Raw genomic sequence first — 20,151 nt, 5'->3', positions numbered from 1 at the left:
AATTTTTAGCGTAATGAACATAGAACAGATATATACCGGATGCTTGGCTCAAGGGGCCTATTATATTGAAAGTGAGGGAGAGGTGGCCATTATAGACCCTCTTCGCGAGGTTCAACCGTATCTTGAGCGTGCAAAACGGGATAAGGCTAAGATCAAATACATTTTTGAAACCCACTTTCATGCCGATTTTGTGAGTGGCCACGTAACCCTTTCCAGGGAAACCGGGGCTCCAATAGTATATGGTCCCAGTGCCAAACCTTCTTTTGAGGCCATTATTGCAGAGGATGGTCAGGTGTTTCCCTTGGGGAAGCTTGAGATCATAGCGTTGCACACCCCAGGACATACCATGGAAAGCACTACCTATTTGTTGCGGGATGAAAACGGGAAAGATCATGCCATTTTTAGTGGGGACACCCTTTTTCTAGGCGATGTGGGACGACCTGATTTGGCACAAAAAGCAGCCAATATGACCCAAGAAGAGCTGGCCGCCACCTTATACGATAGCCTTAGGACCAAGATCATGCCCCTGGCAGATGATGTCATCGTATATCCCGCGCACGGTGCGGGTTCTGCCTGCGGTAAGAATATGATGAAGGAAACGGTGGATACGTTGGGGAACCAGAAGCAAATGAACTATGCCCTGCGTGCCGATATGACAAAGGAAGAGTTTGTAAAGGAGGTTACGGACGGATTATTGCCCCCACCCCAATACTTCCCTTTGAACGTTAAAATGAACAAGGAAGGATATGATGATATTGAAGACGTTATCGAACGCGGAGCCGTTGGGCTGTCCCCGGAAGCTTTTGAAACTGCTGCCAACGAAACCGGAGCCGTGGTATTGGACGTTCGTCACCAAAGTGATTTTGCCAAAGCGCATATCCCCAGATCCATTTTTATTGGCTTGGGCGGGAGCTTTGCCCCTTGGGTCGGCGCTTTGATAGCCGATGTAAAACAACCTATTTTGTTGATTACCCCTGACGGTAAGGAAGAAGAAACCATAACCCGACTGTCCAGGGTTGGTTTTGATGGTACCATAGGGTTTCTAAAAGGAGGTTTGGAGGCTTGGATAGCTGCCGGTAAGGATACGGATAGCGTAACAAGCATGGATGCAGAAGCTTTTAAGGTCCATGTTGAAGCAAAGGCACCCATCTTTGACGTTAGAAAGGAAACGGAATACAATGCGGAACATCTGGAAGATGCCCACCTAACACCCCTCGATTTTTTAAACGACCACTTGGCGGCGTTTCCGGCAAAAGACACCTTCTATGTGCACTGTGCAGGAGGCTACCGAAGTATGATAGCGGCCTCCATCCTAAAGAGTCGTGGTATCCATAATTTGGTGGATGTTGCGGGAGGATTTGGAGCCATTAAAAAAGCAGGAATCAAAACTACGGACTTCGTTTGTCCAACAACTTCAAACTAATCCTATGAAAACTACAATTGCCATTCAAAATTTAAAGTGCGGTGGTTGTGCTGCCACTATTAAAAATAAAGTAAGTGAACTTGAAGGGGTGGATACCGTTGAAGTCGATGAATTGGAAGGTGCGGTAAGTGTTGTGTATGCCCACGAAAATGTACTTTTGGGCATAAAACAAAAGCTGGCGGCTCTGGGCTATCCCGAGGTGGATAGCGAAAATGGGCTGCTTACCAAAACAAAGTCTTTTGTGAGCTGTGCCGCCGGTCGACTATCAAAATCATGAAGCGTTGCTTGCTTTGTTGCCTGTTCTTAGGTTTAAGTCTTTCCTGTAAAGAGGAAACGCCTGCAAAGATCACCATTGTGGACAAGACCTTTTTTCAGAAAGAGGTTGTTGGGAAAAAGGTACAATTGGTGGATGTGCGTACCCAGGAGGAGTACGAATCCGGGCATATCGATGATGCCCTTAACTTTAACATTATTGATAAAAAAACCTTTTTGGAACAGATAGAAGGCCTGGACAAAGAAGAACCGGTGTACCTGTATTGCAGAATGGGAGGGCGTAGCAATAGGGCGGCAGAATTGATGAAAAAGAAAGGGTTTACCCAAATTTTTGATTATTCGGGCGGTTACAAAGATTGGGTGACAGAATAAGTCTTGGTATATGGATAATCGATTTAAAAAAGGATTCCCTCCTCCTATGTTTTGTTTTAGAGTTTGTTTAGGAATTTTTCAATTGTTTTCTTATGTCCTTTCCTGCCTGGCCAGTAGGCCGGTTTGCACGGCACATCATTAAAATTTTAGTCCATAACCATGGCTATGCCTTTCCGTCGCTCCGGCTCGCCCATAGCTTTCGCTATATCGTGCCTCGTTCCGCACTAAAATGGCCTATAACAATTCCAATCACAAATTCCTAAACAGACTTCTTAGGGATGACCTTTTATTAAGTTGCCACTGCTATCAACCTTTTCATTGGGAAGTGCATAAATATTGATGGTATGTCTCCAATTGGTCATTGCTTTTGCGATTGTTATTTCCTGAATATTGGTCTTGTCCTTAAAATCCTCAAAATAAAACAGACGGTAACCATTCTTGTTGATTACTTCAAATAACTCTTCTTTTGCTTCATCCGGACTCTTCCCAAAACTTTCAACTATTATAACAGGTTTATGGGCCAACAGTAAATCCGTTATGGATTTCACTATCTCTTTATCATATCCCTCAGTATCAATTTTGATAAATGAAAGTTTGTTTAACAGGTCTCTATAATTTTTATTCAAAAAACCCAAAAGGTTGATTCCTTTAACCTTATTTGGGTAAACAAACTTTCCATGCTTACTGTCTTTTGTTGGGGATATGCCCCCATTTGCAAACGAAGCCTCAGAAGATATGTAATAATAATCCCTATCTTCAGTGGAAATGGCATTCAGCATTGGGATAATATTGGTTTTCTCCTTGTTTAAGCTTGCATTTACCTCCAATAGCTTGAACACGTAGGGGTTGGGGTCAACCCCCAAAGTAACACCTTCTTTGCCGGCAGCTAGAGCTATTGGAACCGTTGTATCACCAATATTTGCACCTATATCTATAACAAAATCACCTTGATTGATAAACTTTCTGAAAAAATTTACTTCGGATTGGGTAATAGTAATAGTATTGACGAGTGGATTTTCCCAATTGGCAAACTGAATGATACCATCTTGTTCCAAATTGTATTCACTTATCCTATATGGATACTCTTTGGTTATCCGTCTAGCTTTCTTTCTCCTAATGCTTTGCTTAATGTATTTTAACATGGTTTCATTTCTTCTTTAAGGTATGTGATATCTTTTGAACAAGTTGGTAAAAACTATGTGTTTTCAAATATACGCCAACCTTTAGAGCTACAGGACAAAAGATTTATCGAGTTGGTCAGGGAACTTTCGTTTCCGAACTATGGTTCCAGGGAATTCTTTATGGATTACTTAGTGGGAAATAGTGTGAACCTTGTCAAAAAGATTAACTTTTAAGCAATGTAACCCAGGTTACTGTGGCAAACACCCTCCTGAACTACTTTTAAACCGAAATACAATGTAAGAATGTCACTACTCAAGAGATTTTTTGGAAAAACAGAGGCCTCAGATAAGGTCAGGGTCCTATCAAAAGCGGATTATGCCCAAGCCATAAAAGGAGGTAAGGTGCAACTGGTAGACGTTAGAACGGCAAGGGAATTCCGTTCCGGCCATATAAAGGGGGCCAAAAACATCGACTTTTTTAGTTTGGGCAGCTTTAACGCATCCTTTGAAAAAATGGATAAGGACAAAGCCGTTTATCTCTATTGCCAATCCGGTAACCGTAGCCAGAAAGCGGCAAAACGGTTGGTTAAAATGGGTTTTGAAACCGTCATTGACCTTTCCGGGGGGTACGGTGCGTGGTCGCGTTAGTGTAAAACCATGATCCCAATGGCAAGACCATCCCTTCTCCTGATGACCATTTTACTATTGTCCCTCTCCTGTAAAAACCAAAAGGGGGACAATTCGGACACCATCAATAGTGCTAAAGATACGTTTTCACTAACGGACTACGGCGAGGGCAAAAGGCTCATGGCGCAACAATGTTACCTATGCCATAGTCCAACAGCACCCCAAAAAGAGGGCAGGGTAGGGCCTCCCATGATAGCGATCAAGACCCATTACCAACAACACTTTACCAATAGGCAAATGTTCTTGGATTCCTTTGTTCAATTTGTAATGGACCCAAAGGCGCCCAATGCCAAATTAAAAGGCGCGGTACAAAGGTTTGGATTGATGCCGAAACAGGTGTTTCGCAGCGATGAAGTTGAAAAGATGGCTGCCTATCTCCATGACTACCAAATTGAGGAACCCGATTGGTTTGAAGCACATTGGGCTTCCCATGGTTTTGAGCCGTATACGAACAGGGAGCAAAAGAAATGGATTGGAGCGGAGGATAAGGGCTATGCCGAAATTGGGCTATCCTATGCCTTGGGCACAAAAAAGGTGTTGGGGGCCAACTTAATGGGGGCGCTACAGGAAAAAGGGCCGGTTGAAGCCGTTACATTTTGTAATGAAAGGGCCTATCCCCTTACCGATAGTATGTCCGTAGTTTTTAATGCGAAGATCAAACGGGTGACCGATAGACCGCGTAACCCGAACAATACTGCCAATGAAAGGGAGTTGAAACATATGAAAACGTTCCAAACCCTGGTCCTAAACGATGAAAAGCTTGTACCCGTTGTGGAGGATTTGGGGGAAAAGGTACAGTTTTACTATCCCATAGTCACCAATGCCCTATGTTTGAAATGCCATGGAAATCCCAAAACGGATGTATCTTTGGAGGTACGGAACCTCTTACAGGAAAAGTATCCCAGTGATAAGGCCTTGGGCTATGGTATCAATGAGGTTAGGGGGATTTGGAGCATAACTTTTGATAAACCGGAAAATGTCGAGTTTTAAGGAAATCATCACAGGGGACAAACCTGTCCTAATCGATTTTTATGCCACGTGGTGTGGCCCATGCCAAACCATGATGCCCATTTTGGAACAGGTCAAGGACCAAGTGGGGGATGCGGCAAAAATCATTAAGATAGATGTGGATAAAAACCAGGCTTTGGCACAAAAATATCAGGTGCGCGGCGTACCCACCTTAATGGTCTTTAAAAATGGGGAACTGGTGTGGCGCCAATCCGGTGTGGTGCAGGCCAACCAGTTGGTAGGGTTGCTAACTTAAGGCCCAGCACCCCGCTTTTCTTAAGATGTTTCGGTAAGGACTTTTTTGAACCCCAGCCAGTTCGTTTTTTTCCGATGTTCAAATTTTTGCCCTGTATGTACTATTGTGCAATAGGTGTTCGACCTTTTGTATACAATCACTTTTCCCGAAAGTACTTAGACACGTTCGTCATAGTATCCCTGGTAATTCCATTACTTTTTTTCAAGGCCGCCAACTCTTTTTCAAGTTGCTCGATTCGAGCTTTTTGCGATTGATTTTGTTTGTTCTGTTCAATGAGATAAAGCGTAAGCTCTTCAATCTTTTTAAGAAGGTTCATGTCCATTTCGGCCTGCATGACTCCGTGCTGTTCAAAATCTTTTGCGGATGGCATTTCCGGTAGATGATGGTTTTCTATTATGAATTGCTCTACTTCTTCAATAGTTCTAAGCTTGTAATCTTCCTTGAACACATAATCGGGAGCAGGTACGCTAAGGTCAATTCTCATCTCCTCGGCATGAACATTGCCTTTAACGGTCAATTTCATATCGGGATTTTTTGTTCCGATACCGACATTGCCATTTTTCAAAACATTTAACAAACTGTTGGTTGCCCCGTTGTACCCTTCAAGGGAAAAGCGTTCATCCCTGGCCGTAAATTGCCAAGCTGTTTTATTTGTATTCAATATTTGACCTGTCCTTGCACTTCTATTGAATCCTATTCCCTCCCAAACATTATTGGCATGAAGGGTTAATCCGCTATTTCCATCCATTAATTGCAATTTCGAAGTCGGATTAGTTGTGCCAATACCAACATTATCAGTTGTTGTTAGATTGTTCCCATTATCTGTCCACTGGGCATAAGATGGTAAACCTAACAGGGACACTACATAAATAATGTAAATTCTGTTCTTCATTTTATTTTTCCGATTCTAATTTTTCCACTCTAGTTTGTAACTCCAAAAGTTTTTGGCTTACCATGGTCAGTTGTTTGTTTTCCCTTTCAAGATGTTTGATTTTCTTTTCTTGCTGAATGGTGTAAAGTGTCAGTTCTTCAATTTTCTGAAGGAGTTTAATATTCAGCTCTCCAATCAGAACCCCATTCTCCAGCATTTCCTTTTCGGGAGCAATTTCAGGAAGGTGTTTATATCGATTAATGAACCTTTCGGTCTCTTCAAGTGATCTTAGATCATAGGAATCGTTGAAAACAAAGTCGGCCCCGGCGTCGACCTTAACCTTAATTTCACGGGAGTGGATATTCCCGGCCACCGTTAGTTTCGCTTCGGCCCACGCAGTTCCTATACCCACATTGCCATTGTCCTCCATTACCATTTTGATGTCATTGGCAGAGTTCCTGAATTCAAGTTGATTGTAGCCTGACCAGATCCTAAAATCTGCTGGGTACGCCCCTGTTCTTCTTAACCGAATAGTGGCATAGGAATTTTCTTCTTCAATGGTCAAAAGGTCACTTGGTGAATTGGTATTTATTCCGACCCTTCCCCCACCTTTTACCAGTACAACATTCCCTGTCTCATTGTAATTTATGAAAACAGGGCCATTGGAAGTGCCTCCATGTAAATGTAAAATTCCGTCGTTGGGCCTACCATAAATATGAGTGTATCCCCTTATTCTGCTTTCAATATCTCCCCCTTCGTAAATGATATTATTGCCACTGTCAAAAAGGGATTTCCATGAATACCATTGGTCCCCGGCAGAAAAATTGGCAAACCTAACTTTGAGTTGGGGTTTTGTGTGTCCCTTAAATAGTTGGTAAGAATAGCCATACCCATTGTTCACATTGGAATATCCGAAAAGTGAACCGTAGGATGCCGGATAATTGGCAAGATCATCATCGACAAATCCCCCATAAAACTGAATCCAAGGTGTTTGGGAGGGTTTGGTATGGCCTTGCCCCCTATAGCTTTGATCAAATTGTCCAAAAGTTGATTTAATTGCGAATAGGGAAATACCTATGAATAGCGCTATCTTTCTCATAATTTAAATTGGTTAAGTACTTAAAATAGAAGGGACGCGGAGTGCAGCCCTGTGTTTAATTTGATTATTAAAAATACGAAATATTTTTCCTACAATAAGGAAGGAAAACAACTAAATATAATCGTTTTAAACCGGGAAATTCTTTTGCAATTGCCGCAGCAAATCGAGGCAGTTAGTACTTGCCCTGTTTTTTCCTTTTTTTGAATTCCTTGACCAATTTTCCGAAATCCTTGTCTTTTTTTCGTTTCTCGGCCACCGTCAATTCAAAGTGTTCTTTTTCCCGCTCCATTTTTAGGTAATTTTCATAGGACGATCGATCAATTTCCCTATGGGAAAGCGCTTCCAAAACTGCGCAATCAATTTCATTGGTATGCGTGCAATCCGAAAATTTGCATTGTGCAGAGAATTCAATGATGGCATCGAAGGTCATATCCAGTCCATCCGGAGCATCTGTCATACCCACCTCCCGCATTCCAGGGTTGTCGATTAATATCCCCATTTCCGTTACGATCAATTCCCGGTGCGTAGTGGTGTGCTTTCCCCGATTAATACGTTCGCTAATTGCCGTAGTGGCCATGACCTCCACCCCGATTAGATTATTGATCAGCGTAGATTTTCCTACTCCCGAAGATCCCAATAGACAATAGGTTTTTCCTTTTCTTAAGTATGTTTTTAAGATTTCAATGCCTTGCTGCGATTCATTGCTCAAGGGAATTACCGGGATCTGTTGTGTTCTTTTTTGAAGTGTGTCGACGAGCTCCGTTAGTTGGAGGGCGTCTATGAGGTCGGTTTTGGTGAGGATAATAAGGGGTTCTACTTTGGCCGCATGGCAAATGGTGAGATACCGTTCGATGCGGTTAAGGTTGAAATCCCGATCGACCGCCTGCAAAATAAGGGCATAGTCAATATTGGTGGCAATGATCTGTTTCTCTCCCTGTTTCCCCACCGCTTGGCGTTCTATACTGGTCTTTCTCGGTAATACCGAATGGATAAGTACTTTGTTTTCATCATACGCAGAAATGACTACCCAATCACCCACTGCAGGAAAATCCGCCCTGCTACTTGCGGAAAAGCGTAAATTCCCAATGATTTCCCCATCGTATTCATTTTCAGTATTCTTTACCACATACCGTTCTTTATGTTCGGATATCACCCGTCCTATTCCAAATGAATCCAAACCATGTTCCTTTCGGTAATTCTCCAGTGCTGCGGTATATCCTAAATCTTCCAGGGTCATTTTTAAATTTTCGGGTAAACTTTGGACTTTTGCTTTACTATCTGCGACGGGAAGGGCTACACTTAGTGCAGCCCTAGGTTCCGTTCGTCCAAACGAAGTTACAAAAGAATCAAGGGAGCATATGGATGGCTTCCCCAAAAAGACAATCCTATTAAAGAGATGGATCGAGGGGATACATAGCCCTAATGCTTGGTTCCATACCATGGTATTTTGGAATGTGGCAGTGCGCCGGATTTTAAAATACCATTGCGGGCAGTATATAGTCCCTTAGTATTTCCCGTGGTTGATTGCCTTTCCGATTTCGAAAATTTCCGGAGGTGATGACGACCACGGCTTCCAATTCGGGAATAATAAAAATAAATTGCCCGCCGGCCCCCCTGGCTTCCACAGTTTCAATGGCTTTGTTATTGATGGTATACGTATCATGCCACCATTGATATCCATAGGCGTTCTTGTCCCTTACATCTTGTAGTTGCACATGTTTTTCAAATGATTCTTCCACCCAACGTTCAGCAATGATCTGTACGCCCTTCCATTTCCCCTTGTTGAGATAGAGTTGCCCAAATTTGAGCATATCCCTTGGGGTAATGAGCATTCCTCCGCCAAAATAGGGAGAGGACTTTGTGTCATCGGTCTGATTGATATAGTTGGTAATGCCCAAAGGGGCAAACAGTTTTTCATCCATATAGCGTTCCATGGGTTTTTGCAGGCGTTCGCGCAAACACACCCCCAACAAAAAAGGATTTGCAGAGCCATAATCGGCATAGGTTCCAGGTTCGTGTACCATAGGCGCTTCCAAAACCGTTTTTAGCCAACTGTTGGAATTATTGGGGTCTTGGTAATAGTCTTCAGAGGCCAGATTGTTTACGTCCAATCCGGAACTCATCGTCAATAAGTCCTTGATTCGGATTTTGGATTTCAAGGGATTTTTTGTGTATTGATATGCTTCGGGGACAAAGTCGTACAGTTTTTCGTCAACACTTTCCATAAGGCCATCATTAAGGGCAATACCTATCACAGCGGATGAAATACTCTTTGATGCCGAGCGCTGATCATGGGGAATACGGGCATTAAAACCATCAAAATAGGTTTCAAATACCAGTTTCCCTTCCTTGGCAATGAGAATGCTATGGGTATTTACGAGTTTTTTGGAATTGACGTTATCGATCAATTCCTGCAATTTGGTTTTGTTGATGGCATGGTCATTACCATCTGCTACGGCCCATCCATCGTCCAACTGTGGGGGTTTGTTGGTAGTTTGGGTTTGATCGGGGGCATCCGTCCTATATTCCCAATCCTCTTCCGAGTGTTGTAGGGTGGTCTTTGTAATAAGGGCATCAACCAAATACATCTCCAACCCAATGCCATTTTTGGCGAATAGGGCGCGAAAATTAAAACCTGTGTTGTCGTCACTAAAAAAAAGGGTGTCCCCTTTCTTTTCAAACCCACTTGCCCAGGTTCCCCTAAACCGTTGATCGCCAAAAAAGGGATAGGCAACAAGCCCGGATTCATTGGTTTTTTCAACATAGAGCAGTATATCATCGGATATAAGGCCGTCATCAAACATAAACGGATTCCAACGGCCTTCATAGGTGTTGTGTTCCACCTGTTTTAGGCTCATATGGTAAAGAAACCTTCCGGATTTAATGAAACCGGTAAGTTCCTGTCCATTTTTCATGGGGTACAGCTCAAAGTGGAGCTGATCATCAATGGAAAACTGGACATGGTTATCGTACATCGATTTCACCTCCCTATCCATAATGGTTTTGGTATTGGCAATGGTCAGGTGATAGCGGTTGGAGGTTATATTTTCCAGGGTAACCTTAAAATTGAAACCCTGTCTGTCCGGTAAAGTCCCTATCCAGTTTCCGTTATAGTCCTGCGGACTTTGCTGTCCGCAACCAAACAAAGTGAAAAATGATAGGAGTATTGCAAAGATGGTGTATTTGAACATATCGAACTTATTTAAACTTTTTCAAATGGCTAAAAAATTGTCTTTCTGTCCCCATTTTTCGTCTTTTTTTCCTTCCGTAGCCCAGCTACCTGCCCACCATGCGGAAGGCAGGCGGGTGCAACTTAAAAAAGTCTTCAACTGGGTACAAAATCCCTAATTTTCGCATCATTCCAAAAAGTTCAAATGAGTTCGTCTTAAAATATTTGAATACAAATCTAAATGGTAGGTTTTTTTAAAAATTGTACCAGATTAACATGGCGGTTTTTTTAAAATTGCTGTAGTTCCCTGAATTTATCGTGAAATGGGAAATTGCCCGTACAATTACATTGACCTTGCTACAACTGACTTGTTTGGCAGATAATGGAAGCGTTTAATTGGAAGGGTCATGATGTCCCTTTTTTAAATCCATGCACTAACTGCCCCCAAAACCCTTTGGGCATCCGTTCATCACCTTTATAGCCCAATGCAATGGTCCCACTGTCCTCAGGGATATGATAGGTTTTAAAGAGATAATCCCATAGGCTCAGGCTAATCCCAAAATTCACCCCATATTTTCCTTCGGGCAGCACATAGGAATGGTGGTAGAGGTGCATTACGGGGTTATTAAAAATATATTTCAAAGGGCCATAGGTCAGTTTGATATTGGCATGGTTCAGGTGCCCAATGGCAATGGCCACAAAATGGACAATATAGGCCTGTTCGGGCTCAAATCCTCCCAAAAGCATTACCCCAAACGTTTTTAGCGGTTTGTAAAGGATGTTTTCCATCCAATGGTAACGTAAGTGGGCCGCAAATCCCATTTCCTTTACACTGTGGTGCACCTGATGGAACCGCCACAGCAATGGAAACTTATGGAGGGCAATATGGGTGAGCCACTGTACAAAATCCAGCAATATAAAAAAGACCAAAAGTTGTATCCACATAGGCCAGGAACCGATGCTCAAAAGTGCCAGGCTTTGTGCGGTAATCCCCAATTGTCCAAAGCCAACTTCCAACATATTGTAAACGCCTTGTATGACGATGGCGAAGACAAAAAAGTTGAAGAACATATAAAACCCATCCAGCCAAAAGTCCTTTCGAAAGATGGACTGTTCCTTTCGCCAGGGGAAGACCATTTCCAATAACCAGACCACCAGGGAAATGGCCACCAACCCCCAAAAGTAATTTTTGTACCACGGCACTTGAAACAAAATGGATTTCCAGGTATAATTTACCGTACCATTAAAACCATTTAAAAATGCTTCCCAATAGACTTCCATAGTTATTCCAATTCATACCAATCCACATTGGTCAGGTTTTGTCTTCGACCTTTACGTTCGGGGCCATAGTTTTTGGCCAAATACGCCACTATCTTCCCATGGTTGGCTCCCAAATCCCATAGGTTCTGTGTTTCCTGCATCCAGGCAATGGTAGCTTCCCAGCCTTCTTTGCTCATTCGGTTTTGCGTTACCAATTTGGCCGAATGGCATTGGGTGCAATTTTGAATAACGCCCGATACCCCTTCGTCATTGATAAATCCGGATTGCGCAATGGTTTGGGCATCCAAGGGTACCGTTTCGGATTCATCCGCAGGCAAGACTTCATAGACCTCGCTTGATTTTAGGGCATCCGGATGGTTCTTCAGATAAAAAATCCCCATAAATACCGTTACCAACAAAAGCCCAAAGACCGTGAGTAACCTGCCCAACGATATGATCTGTTTCCGAAAGTTTTTCTGCATCTTAAACTACTTTTAGGGCAATACGATGGCAGGCGTTGTTCAAATATCCCTTTGGATTCCATCCGGGCAACACCATGGGCTGGCTTTTTCCTGTGCTGTCCGTGGCTTTGGCCCATATTTCATAGTACCCCTTTTTAGGGAAACTGACCTGTGCCCTAAAATGCTGCCAAGCCAATCGGTTTACGGGCTTTTCCAGGGTACACCCATGCCAGGTACTTCCAAAATCAATGGAGTAGTGAACCTGGGAAACTTCCAGTTCCCCAGCCCAGGCATGCCCGTTAATGACCAGGCTCTTCCCTTTTTTAAGAAGCGCCCCGCTCTTTGGATAGGTAATTAAGGACTTTACGGGCATGGATTCGATAATGCACATATTTTCGTCCGTCACTTCACTGCCGGGAGCAACACTTTCGCAAGGGACCCGATAAGAGGCACCTCCCATTTTGGCACCATCATGTACCTGGTTTCGGATACTGATGCGTTGTATCCATTTTCCAGAAGCGGAAGCTGGCCAACCACCACAGACCAAACGTAGGGGATAGCCATGTGCCAGGGGAATATCCTTTCCATTCATCTGAAAAGCCAGAAGGGTTTCCTCTTGCATGGCCTTTGAAATGGGCACTCCACGGGAAATAGGCTCCTTTTTGGGGTCACCACTCAAATGGGTATCCGCCGCATGGTAACCAATGTATACGGCCTCGGATTTTATACCCACATCCTGGAGTAGATCACGTAACCGAATCCCTGTCCAGTTGGCACAGGAAACTGCACCTATGGTCCATTGGTTCCCTTTGGCAGGGGGATCGAACTCGCTTCTGCCATTGCCTCCGCACTCCAAGGTCAGTTGATAGGTGTGTTGGGGAAATTTTGTCTTTAACTCCGCCAGCGAATACACTTTTTTCCGTTCCGCGGCTTCACCATCAATGGTCAATGTCCAATTGTCGGCATCTATCCGTTTTGGTAGTATCCCATTGTTTCGGATGAACATATACCTGTTTGGGGTAACGGCATCGTTCAGAAGATGGGCCTTGGCCTCAATATTCCAGGGACGGTCGTTCAAAACCGTCATTTCCTTATCCTTATCGAACAGTGAAAAGGGGTCTGGGTCCTGAAGCGCCAGGGGAACGTAATTTTTGGGAATAGTATCGGCAAAAACAACCGGAGCGCCAATTACACTGGCAATTCCAGCCATTGTCAAGCTTTTGGAGAAATCCCTTCTGTCCATACCTTGCAAGATTCAATTTAAAACTAAGAGCCTGTTTAAGAATTTGTGATTGGAATTGTTATAGGCCATTTTTAGTGCGGAACGAGGCACGACATAGCGAAAGCTATGGGCGAGCCGGTGCGATGGAAAAGCATAGCCATAGTTATGGACTAAAATTTTAACAATGTGCCGTGCAAAAAGGGACATAAGAAAATAATTGACAAATTCCTAAACAGGCTCTAAGATAAAAAATGTGGTCGTTGTGTAACCGAGGTTACCAAAAGTAAGATGGGAGTACCGTTATATTTGAGGATGAAACTGAAGAAATGGCAAAAACTTATCATGGTCTGCCTTATCTGTGCTGGAATGGTAACCATAGCGGTTTTGTCCATTGAACGTTTAAATAGATAGCTATGAAAAAAAATATGGGTGGATTGGATCGTATTGTGAGATTGGTTATTGCTGCTATGGTGGGCATCTTGTATTTTACAGATGTTGTGCAGGGTACTTTGGGGTATGTGCTTTTGGCCTTGGCCGGTATTTTTGTGCTCACCTCCTTTATAAGCTTTTGTCCACTGTACGCCCTTGTAGGGCTCAATACGTGCCGAAGAAAAAATTAGTTTTTTGGTTGAATGTAAAAAGCCATTCCGTTGGTATCGGGATGGCTTTTTAATGGGGTTTGGGGCAAAATTGAGATTTATCATGTTTTGGCAATCATACTGATTTTAAATTTGGCGTACTAAACCAAATAACTATGGGTGAACTTCTTACATTACCGTTGGTTTCCTGGGATAACGGTATTTTGATGATTGGCGTTTTTGCGCTGGTCGTTGTGTTATTGATCGCAGCTGTTTTTATGTTAATGAACAGCGGTAAGAAATAGTTTTTATCGGTCACAACCGTATTCCTTACGCCGGTCTTTTGTTGGATTTTTGGTTTCCGATAAATGACCCAATTTTGTATTGCCATTAGGGGGACCATCTTTCTTTCAGCTTCTTCACGCCCCAACACTTTTTTAACCCGTTTTAAAGACTTTCGATCAAGGTAACCAATGTTACTGTGTCGGCCATGGGGTCAACGTAGCTTTGGATTCAAATTCAAAACGATGACGATTAGACTTTGGGTTGGTACATTGGTTCTATTTGGGTGGGTCCTTCCCCTTAAAGCACAACAGCTCAAACCCATTACGCTGAATGAGGTATTGATAAAAGTGCAGGAATCCAATGCGGATATAAGGATATCGGAATTTGAACTTACCGAAGCACAAGGGGACTTTACCATGGGTAATGCCATCTTTCTGCCCACTATTTCGATTTCCCATACCGGTATGGCAACGACCAATCCCCTAATGGCCTTTGGCACAAAACTGAACCAGGAAATCCTGACGGCCGCGGATTTTAATCCGGATTTGCTTAACGACCCCGATCAGATTGAGAACTACGCTACTACTATTGTCATAGAACAGCCCCTGATCAATATGGATGGGCTTTTTCAGCGAAAGGCCGCCAAATCCACGATGGAAGCGAGAGAGCAACAGGTTTATAGAACCAAGGACTATCTAGCGTTTGAAGCAACCCGCGCATTCATGCAACTACAGTTGGCCCATAAGCGTGTAGAAGTCCTTGAAAAGGCCGTTAAAGCGGCCCTGGCCAATGAAGCTATGGTTGCCGATCGCTTTGAGGAAGGCTTGTTGCAAAAGGCAGATTTGTTACAGGCCAAGGTAAGGACCACGGGGATGGAGAACCAATTGATTTCTGCGCAAAGCAACTTGAGCAATGCTTCCGACTATCTTGCTTTTTTGATGGATGAGGATGTAGGGGGGGACTATGTTCCCACCAAGGAATTGGAACTGGCGGAATACGTTATGGTGGATACTGACCGTGCCCTTGAGGATCGCCCCGATGTAAAGGCCCTGGAGTTGGTTTCACAAGCCTATCGTTCGACCTACAAAGCGGATAAAATGGCCTTTTTACCGCGGTTAAATGCGTTTGGCTCCTATCAGCTATTCGATGATGATCTTTTTCAGGCCAATTCCCAAGGTTACACCTTTGGTGCAAGTTTGAGCTGGGACGCGTTTCAAGGAGCCAAACGCTTTGCCAAAATCAAAAAAAGTCGAGCCACCTATGAAAAGGCACAAGTGGCCTATGAGCACTATCGCTCAAAGAGCGAACTGGAATTGCAAAAAGCAGGGAGAATGCTACTTGATGCTAAAAATCGTGCATCCACCTCTGCCTTAACGCTGGAACAGTCCGCAGAAACCTTACACATACGTTCCAATCGATTTAAGGAGGGCCTTGAAAGCACCTCGGAACTTTTAAGGGCAGAAGCACAATATGCCGAGAAGGAACTGGACCATTACAATGCGATTTATGAATACAACTACGCTGTGGCGTACCATAATTTTTTAACCAAAAGATAAAATGATAGGTAAGATTTCAATATACGTTTCCAAAAAGAGGCTGTTCCCACTAGTGGCAAGTCTTTTATTAATGGCTTGTGGGGAAGTAAAGAAAGAGGATGTTCCTCATAAGGATAGGATATCGGTCGCTGTGGCTACGGTAGGGATGGGAATGGAGGAGTACCTAACCGTTGGTAGTGGGCAGGTCACTTCGGTGAACAATGCCACTTTGAGCACCCGTATGATGGGGCATGTTGAGCGTATTCCCGTAAAAGTTGGGGAAGCAGTGGACAAGGGCGATTTGTTGGTGGTAATCAACAATAGGGACCTCAGGGCCAGAAAAGCCCAGGCGACTGCGAGTGTTATGGAGGCCCAAGCTTCCTTTGCCAATGCCAAAAAGGATTATGAACGCTATGTAAACCTTTTTGAAAAGAACAGTGCCTCGCAAAAAGAACTTGAGGATATGAGCACCCGTTACGAAAGGGCGAAAGCGAGATTGGCAGCAGCACGGGAACTGGGCAAAGAGGTTGAGGCCCAATTTGCTTATGCAAACGTTCGGGCGCCATTTAAAGGTGTAGTGACGCACACTTTTGTAGATGTGGGGACAATGGCCAATCCTGGTGCCCCTTTGATCTCAATGGAAGCAACAGGGGCTTATGAGGTGACGGCCAGAATTCCTGAAAATAAGATCACCGGTATTGAAGTGGGTATGAAAGCTAAGGTCACCATTAAGGTTTTGGACACCATGCTCACTGGGGAATTGACTGAACTCAGTACTTCTGCAACCGGAACCGGTGGGCAATATTTGGCTACCGTTGAGCTTCCGGACACCCCTTCCTCGGTACGGTCCGGGATGTACGCCGCTGTGGCCTTTCCTGCTACAGGTGTTGCCCCAAAAACAGTTGTCGTACCAAAAGAAGCACTGGTGGAACAAGGACAGCTCACAGGAATATATACCCTAGGGCAGGACGATACGGCCATTCTACGTTGGCTGCGTTTGGGGGAAACTTTGGACAATGGCGTGGAGGTATTATCCGGATTGTCAGAAGGGGAAACCTATATCACGGCCTCCCAGGGAAAATTGTTCAATGGCGCAAAGGTCAGTATTCAATAAAGACGAATAGATGAAAGAAGGTCTAGCAGGAAAGATAGCCAAAGGATTTATGACATCGAGACTTACGGTGCTCTTGATGGTCGTATTCATGGTCATCGGGATTTACAGTTCGTTTTTGATCCCAAGAGAGGAGGAACCTCAGATTGATGTTCCCATGGCCGATATTTTTGTAGGCTATCCCGGGGCAAATCCAACCGAAGTGGAGTCACGTATCACCAAGCCCCTTGAGAAAATCATTTCGAATATCAAGGGAGTTGAATACGTGTATTCCACTTCCATGAAAGAAGCGGGCATGGTTATCGTACAGTTCTATGTTGGGGAGGATATTGAGCGATCGTTGGTGAGACTGTACGATGAGATCAACAAGCATATGGACCAAATGCCCCAGGGAGTCACCATGCCTTTGGTCAAGACCAGGGCCATTGATGATGTCCCCATGCTTTCATTGACCTTGTGGAGCGAAACCTATGATGACTATCAATTGGGTCAAATTTCAAATGAGCTGCTCAACGAAATTGAAAAAGTGGGCGATGTAGCCATTACCAAAAAGATAGGAGGTCGAGATCGGCAGCTGCGTGTAGTGTTGGATAAAGAAAGAATAGCTGGGAACGGACTTGACTTTTTAGGGATTGCCGAAGTCATAAAAGCGAACAATGTACAAATGGGCGCAGGGGATTTTTACGCCAATGATACGGAGTTTCATGTAACAGGCGGAACGTTTTTGTCCTCAAAGGAAGATGTTGAAAACCTTGTCGTAGGTACTTTGGAAAACCAGCCCATATATCTCAAACAGATGGCCGAGGTCATTGATGGACCGCAGTTGGCCAATACCTATGTTTCCTTTGGATATGGCGGAGCCAGTGGGGCTGCCAGTGCATTTCCTTCCGAATACCCCGCCGTTACCTTGTCCATTGCAAAGCGAAAGGGGGCGGATGCCATGAAAATTGCCGATAGGGTACTACAGAAGGTGGAACACCTTAAAAGAACCCTATTGCCCAATGAAGTACAGGTGGCGGTCACTCGAAATTATGGGGAAACGGCTTCACAAAAAGTATCGGAACTGTTGCTGCACTTAATTGGTGCCATCATTGCGGTAACCTTTGTGGTCATGTTGGCCATGGGTTGGCGCGGGGGTCTGGTGGTATTTTTGTCCGTACCCATCACCTTTGCCCTCACACTGCTCAGCTACTATATGCTGGAGTATACGTTGAACCGCATCACACTTTTTGCATTGGTCTTTGTAACCGGTATTGTGGTGGATGATTCCATCATCATAGCAGAGAACATGCACCGTCATTTTAAAATAAAGCGATTGCCGTTTAAAGATGCCGCCCTTTTTGCCATAAATGAGGTGGGCAACCCTACAATTTTGGCCACGTTTACGGTCATTGCTTCGGTATTGCCCATGGCTTTTGTTTCGGGCTTAATGGGGCCGTATATGTCGCCAATGCCCATTGGGGCCTCAATCGCCATGTTGTTGTCCCTTTTTGTGGCCTTGACGATTACGCCATATCTCGGTTATCTGTTTTTACGGGAAAAAGACCGGAAGAAAAGTGAAGAGGCAACGGTACAAATTCAGGATACCGTTATCTTCAAGACCTATGAGCGGTTACAACGCCCATTGATCGAAAACCGAAAGAAAAGAGGGTTGTTCATTGGGGTTACCGTTATATTGCTTTTGGCTTCGGTAGGGTTGTTCTTCACCAAATCCGTGGCGGTAAAAATGCTTCCATTCGATAACAAGAATGAATTTCAGGTCATTATTGATATGCCGGAAGGGACAACACTGGAGCGGACGGCCGTGGTGACCAAGGAAATTGCTTCCTACCTGGCCTCAAGGCCCGAGGTAGTGGATTATCAGGCCTATGTGGGGACTTCGGCACCCATTACCTTTAATGGTTTGGTGCGGCATTACGATTTGCGCGGTGGGAGCAATATGGCCGATATCCAGGTAAACCTTGTGGATAAACACGATCGAAATGTACAAAGCCACGATATCGCTAAAATGTTACGGCCCAGGATTCAAGAAATTGGGGCTTACCACAAGGCCAATGTAAAAGTGGTCGAGGTACCTCCGGGACCACCTGTGCTCTCTACCATAGTGGCCGAAATCTACGGTCCCGATTATGAAAAGCAGATCGTTTTGGCCGATGGGGTGAAGACCATTCTTGAAAATACCGCTGATGTGGTTGATGTGGACTGGATGGTCGAAGCGGACCAAAAACAATATGATTTTGTGGTAGATAAGGAAAAGGCGTTACGCTATGGGGTCAACACATCCCAAATTGTGCATACCTTGAATATGGCCATGGCCGAACGTCCTGTAACCTATCTGTACCAAACAAATGCCTTTGATCATATTGGAATTGTACTGACGTTGAGTGAGAACGACCGCTCGGGATTGGATAATCTGAAACAAATACGTGTGGTCTCCAAAGATGGACAAACACTTCCCATTGGGGATTTGGTCACCATTACGGAAACGACCAAGGACAAAAGCATCTATCGTAAAAACCAAAAAAGAGTGGTCTATGTCACCTCTGATATGGCAGGGGATTTGGAAAGCCCCGTTTATGCCATTTTAGGGATGACCGATAAACTGAGGGGTTTGGAACTCCCCAAAGGATATGGGATAAACGAATTGTATATGTCCCAACCCGAGCTTGAAGATGATTTTACCATAAAATGGGACGGGGAATGGCAGATTACGCTTGAAGTGTTCCGTGATTTGGGAATTGCCTTTTTAGGGGTGATCGTCATCATCTATATGTTGATTGTGGGGTGGTTCCAAAATTTCAGGGCACCGTTGGTTATGATGGCGGCGATTCCCCTATCGTTAATAGGGATAGTCCTGGGCCATTGGATTCTGGGTGCTTTTTTCACGGCAACCTCGTTTATTGGGATGATAGCTTTGGCGGGAATCATGGTAAGGAATTCGGTCTTACTTATTGATTTTGTCAATCTGCGAACGCAGGAAGGGGTTCCTTTAAAACAAGCGGTAATTGAAGCTGGAGCAGTTAGGACAACGCCCATTCTACTGACGGCCGGGACGGTGGTCATTGGGGCCTTTGTGATTTTGTTCGACCCCATATTCCAAGGCCTGGCGATTTCTTTGATGGGAGGTACCATTGCCTCTACCGTGCTGACCTTGTTGGTGGTGCCCCTGGTCTACTATATGATGGAACGTAAAAATGAAACAAAATGAAAAATAGGATTGTAAGGGCCGTAGCAGGGAGCTTTGTGCTCATCAGCTTGCTATTGGCGGTGTATGGGAATATAAATTGGTTATGGTTTACTGCCTTTGCGGGTGCCAATTTGTTGCAGTCATCCATTACCAAATGGTGCTTAATGGAAGATATTTTAGGGAAATTGGGTGTAAAGGACTAGTTTTTTGTCCCATTTGTCAGGTATGGGGCA

At 44.2% G+C, this 20,151-nt stretch carries 20 protein-coding genes; 12 read left to right on the top strand and 8 right to left on the bottom strand.

Translation table 11 applies throughout. The annotated features are described in order from the left end of the window. The first annotated feature begins 13 nt into the window (after positions 1-13). Genes L0P88_RS08070 through L0P88_RS08060 form a run of 3 tightly spaced genes read left to right on the top strand, consistent with a single transcriptional unit; the run spans position 14 to position 2,068 of the window. Positions 14-1,423 (top strand): MBL fold metallo-hydrolase, encoded by a 1,410-nt coding sequence (locus L0P88_RS08070; protein WP_247134089.1) that lies wholly within the window; start codon positions 14-16, stop codon positions 1,421-1,423. Between the two features lie 4 nt (positions 1,424-1,427). Beyond that, positions 1,428-1,700, top strand: a complete 273-nt coding sequence (locus L0P88_RS08065) for a heavy-metal-associated domain-containing protein (protein WP_247134088.1) — start codon at positions 1,428-1,430, stop codon at positions 1,698-1,700. Beyond that, positions 1,697-2,068 (top strand): rhodanese-like domain-containing protein, encoded by a 372-nt coding sequence (locus L0P88_RS08060; protein ID WP_247134087.1) that lies wholly within the window; start codon positions 1,697-1,699, stop codon positions 2,066-2,068. The genes L0P88_RS08065 and L0P88_RS08060 overlap by 4 nt, the downstream gene beginning before the upstream one ends. Before the next feature lie 272 nt (positions 2,069-2,340). Here the strand turns inward: L0P88_RS08060 and L0P88_RS08055 are convergent, their stop codons facing one another. After that, positions 2,341-3,210: an FkbM family methyltransferase gene (locus L0P88_RS08055; protein WP_247134086.1), complete on the bottom strand. Its 870-nt coding sequence runs from the start codon at positions 3,208-3,210 to the stop codon at positions 2,341-2,343. Between the two features lie 282 nt (positions 3,211-3,492). On the opposite strand from L0P88_RS08055, the gene L0P88_RS08050 reads away from it, so the two are divergent. Genes L0P88_RS08050 through trxA form a run of 3 tightly spaced genes read left to right on the top strand, consistent with a single transcriptional unit; the run spans position 3,493 to position 5,140 of the window. After that, positions 3,493-3,837: a rhodanese-like domain-containing protein gene (locus L0P88_RS08050; protein ID WP_247134085.1), complete on the top strand. Its 345-nt coding sequence runs from the start codon at positions 3,493-3,495 to the stop codon at positions 3,835-3,837. Positions 3,838-3,855: 18 nt separating this feature from the next. Further along, complete coding sequence (locus tag L0P88_RS08045) at positions 3,856-4,866, top strand: DUF3365 domain-containing protein (RefSeq protein ID WP_247134084.1); 1,011 nt, start codon at positions 3,856-3,858, stop codon at positions 4,864-4,866. After that, the gene (gene trxA, locus L0P88_RS08040; protein WP_158778155.1) at positions 4,853-5,140 is read left to right on the top strand and encodes a thioredoxin; all 288 of its coding nucleotides are present in this window, start codon (positions 4,853-4,855) and stop codon (positions 5,138-5,140) included. The genes L0P88_RS08045 and trxA overlap by 14 nt, the downstream gene beginning before the upstream one ends. Positions 5,141-5,276: 136 nt before the next feature. On the opposite strand, the gene L0P88_RS08035 is transcribed toward trxA, so the two are convergent. From L0P88_RS08035 to L0P88_RS08005, 7 genes are all read right to left on the bottom strand, one after another. Continuing rightward, complete coding sequence (locus tag L0P88_RS08035; protein WP_247134083.1) at positions 5,277-6,032, bottom strand: tail fiber protein; 756 nt, start codon at positions 6,030-6,032, stop codon at positions 5,277-5,279. A 1-nt stretch (position 6,033) separates the two neighbouring features. After that, positions 6,034-7,110, bottom strand: a complete 1,077-nt coding sequence (locus L0P88_RS08030; RefSeq protein ID WP_247134082.1) for a hypothetical protein — start codon at positions 7,108-7,110, stop codon at positions 6,034-6,036. Positions 7,111-7,282: 172 nt separating this feature from the next. Next, the gene (gene rsgA, locus L0P88_RS08025; RefSeq protein WP_247134081.1) at positions 7,283-8,347 is read right to left on the bottom strand and encodes a ribosome small subunit-dependent GTPase A; all 1,065 of its coding nucleotides are present in this window, start codon (positions 8,345-8,347) and stop codon (positions 7,283-7,285) included. 235 nt (positions 8,348-8,582) lie between these two features. After that, positions 8,583-10,301 carry a serine hydrolase domain-containing protein gene (locus L0P88_RS08020; RefSeq protein WP_247134080.1) on the bottom strand — a complete coding sequence of 573 codons (1,719 nt, stop codon included), beginning with the start codon at positions 10,299-10,301 and terminating at the stop codon, positions 8,583-8,585. Between the two features lie 383 nt (positions 10,302-10,684). Then, the gene (locus L0P88_RS08015) at positions 10,685-11,560 is read right to left on the bottom strand and encodes a sterol desaturase family protein (protein ID WP_247134079.1); all 876 of its coding nucleotides are present in this window, start codon (positions 11,558-11,560) and stop codon (positions 10,685-10,687) included. Between the two features lie 2 nt (positions 11,561-11,562). Further along, positions 11,563-12,021 (bottom strand): monoheme cytochrome C, encoded by a 459-nt coding sequence (locus L0P88_RS08010; protein ID WP_247134078.1) that lies wholly within the window; start codon positions 12,019-12,021, stop codon positions 11,563-11,565. 1 nt (position 12,022) lies between these two features. Further along, positions 12,023-13,243, bottom strand: a complete 1,221-nt coding sequence (locus L0P88_RS08005) for a sulfite oxidase (RefSeq protein ID WP_247134077.1) — start codon at positions 13,241-13,243, stop codon at positions 12,023-12,025. Positions 13,244-13,635: 392 nt separating this feature from the next. On the opposite strand from L0P88_RS08005, the gene L0P88_RS08000 reads away from it, so the two are divergent. From L0P88_RS08000 to L0P88_RS07980, 6 genes are all read left to right on the top strand, one after another. Continuing rightward, positions 13,636-13,842: a DUF2892 domain-containing protein gene (locus tag L0P88_RS08000; RefSeq protein WP_247134076.1), complete on the top strand. Its 207-nt coding sequence runs from the start codon at positions 13,636-13,638 to the stop codon at positions 13,840-13,842. Between the two features lie 134 nt (positions 13,843-13,976). After that, complete coding sequence (locus L0P88_RS23950; RefSeq protein ID WP_281499724.1) at positions 13,977-14,105, top strand: hypothetical protein; 129 nt, start codon at positions 13,977-13,979, stop codon at positions 14,103-14,105. 222 nt (positions 14,106-14,327) lie between these two features. Beyond that, positions 14,328-15,641, top strand: a complete 1,314-nt coding sequence (locus tag L0P88_RS07995; protein ID WP_247134075.1) for a TolC family protein — start codon at positions 14,328-14,330, stop codon at positions 15,639-15,641. 1 nt (position 15,642) lies between these two features. Then, positions 15,643-16,734: an efflux RND transporter periplasmic adaptor subunit gene (locus tag L0P88_RS07990; RefSeq protein WP_247134074.1), complete on the top strand. Its 1,092-nt coding sequence runs from the start codon at positions 15,643-15,645 to the stop codon at positions 16,732-16,734. Between the two features lie 10 nt (positions 16,735-16,744). Beyond that, entirely contained in the window at positions 16,745-19,939 is a 3,195-nt protein-coding gene (locus L0P88_RS07985) for an efflux RND transporter permease subunit (protein WP_247134073.1), read from the top strand. Then, positions 19,936-20,121 carry a DUF2892 domain-containing protein gene (locus L0P88_RS07980; RefSeq protein ID WP_247134072.1) on the top strand — a complete coding sequence of 62 codons (186 nt, stop codon included), beginning with the start codon at positions 19,936-19,938 and terminating at the stop codon, positions 20,119-20,121. The genes L0P88_RS07985 and L0P88_RS07980 overlap by 4 nt, the downstream gene beginning before the upstream one ends. Positions 20,122-20,151 lie beyond the last annotated feature (30 nt).

The organism is Muricauda sp. SCSIO 64092, assembly GCF_023016285.1.
In the GTDB taxonomy this organism is placed as follows: domain Bacteria; phylum Bacteroidota; class Bacteroidia; order Flavobacteriales; family Flavobacteriaceae; genus Croceivirga.
The sequence above is the reverse complement of the archived record's forward strand: the minus strand, read 5'-3'. Positions and strand labels throughout refer to the sequence as shown.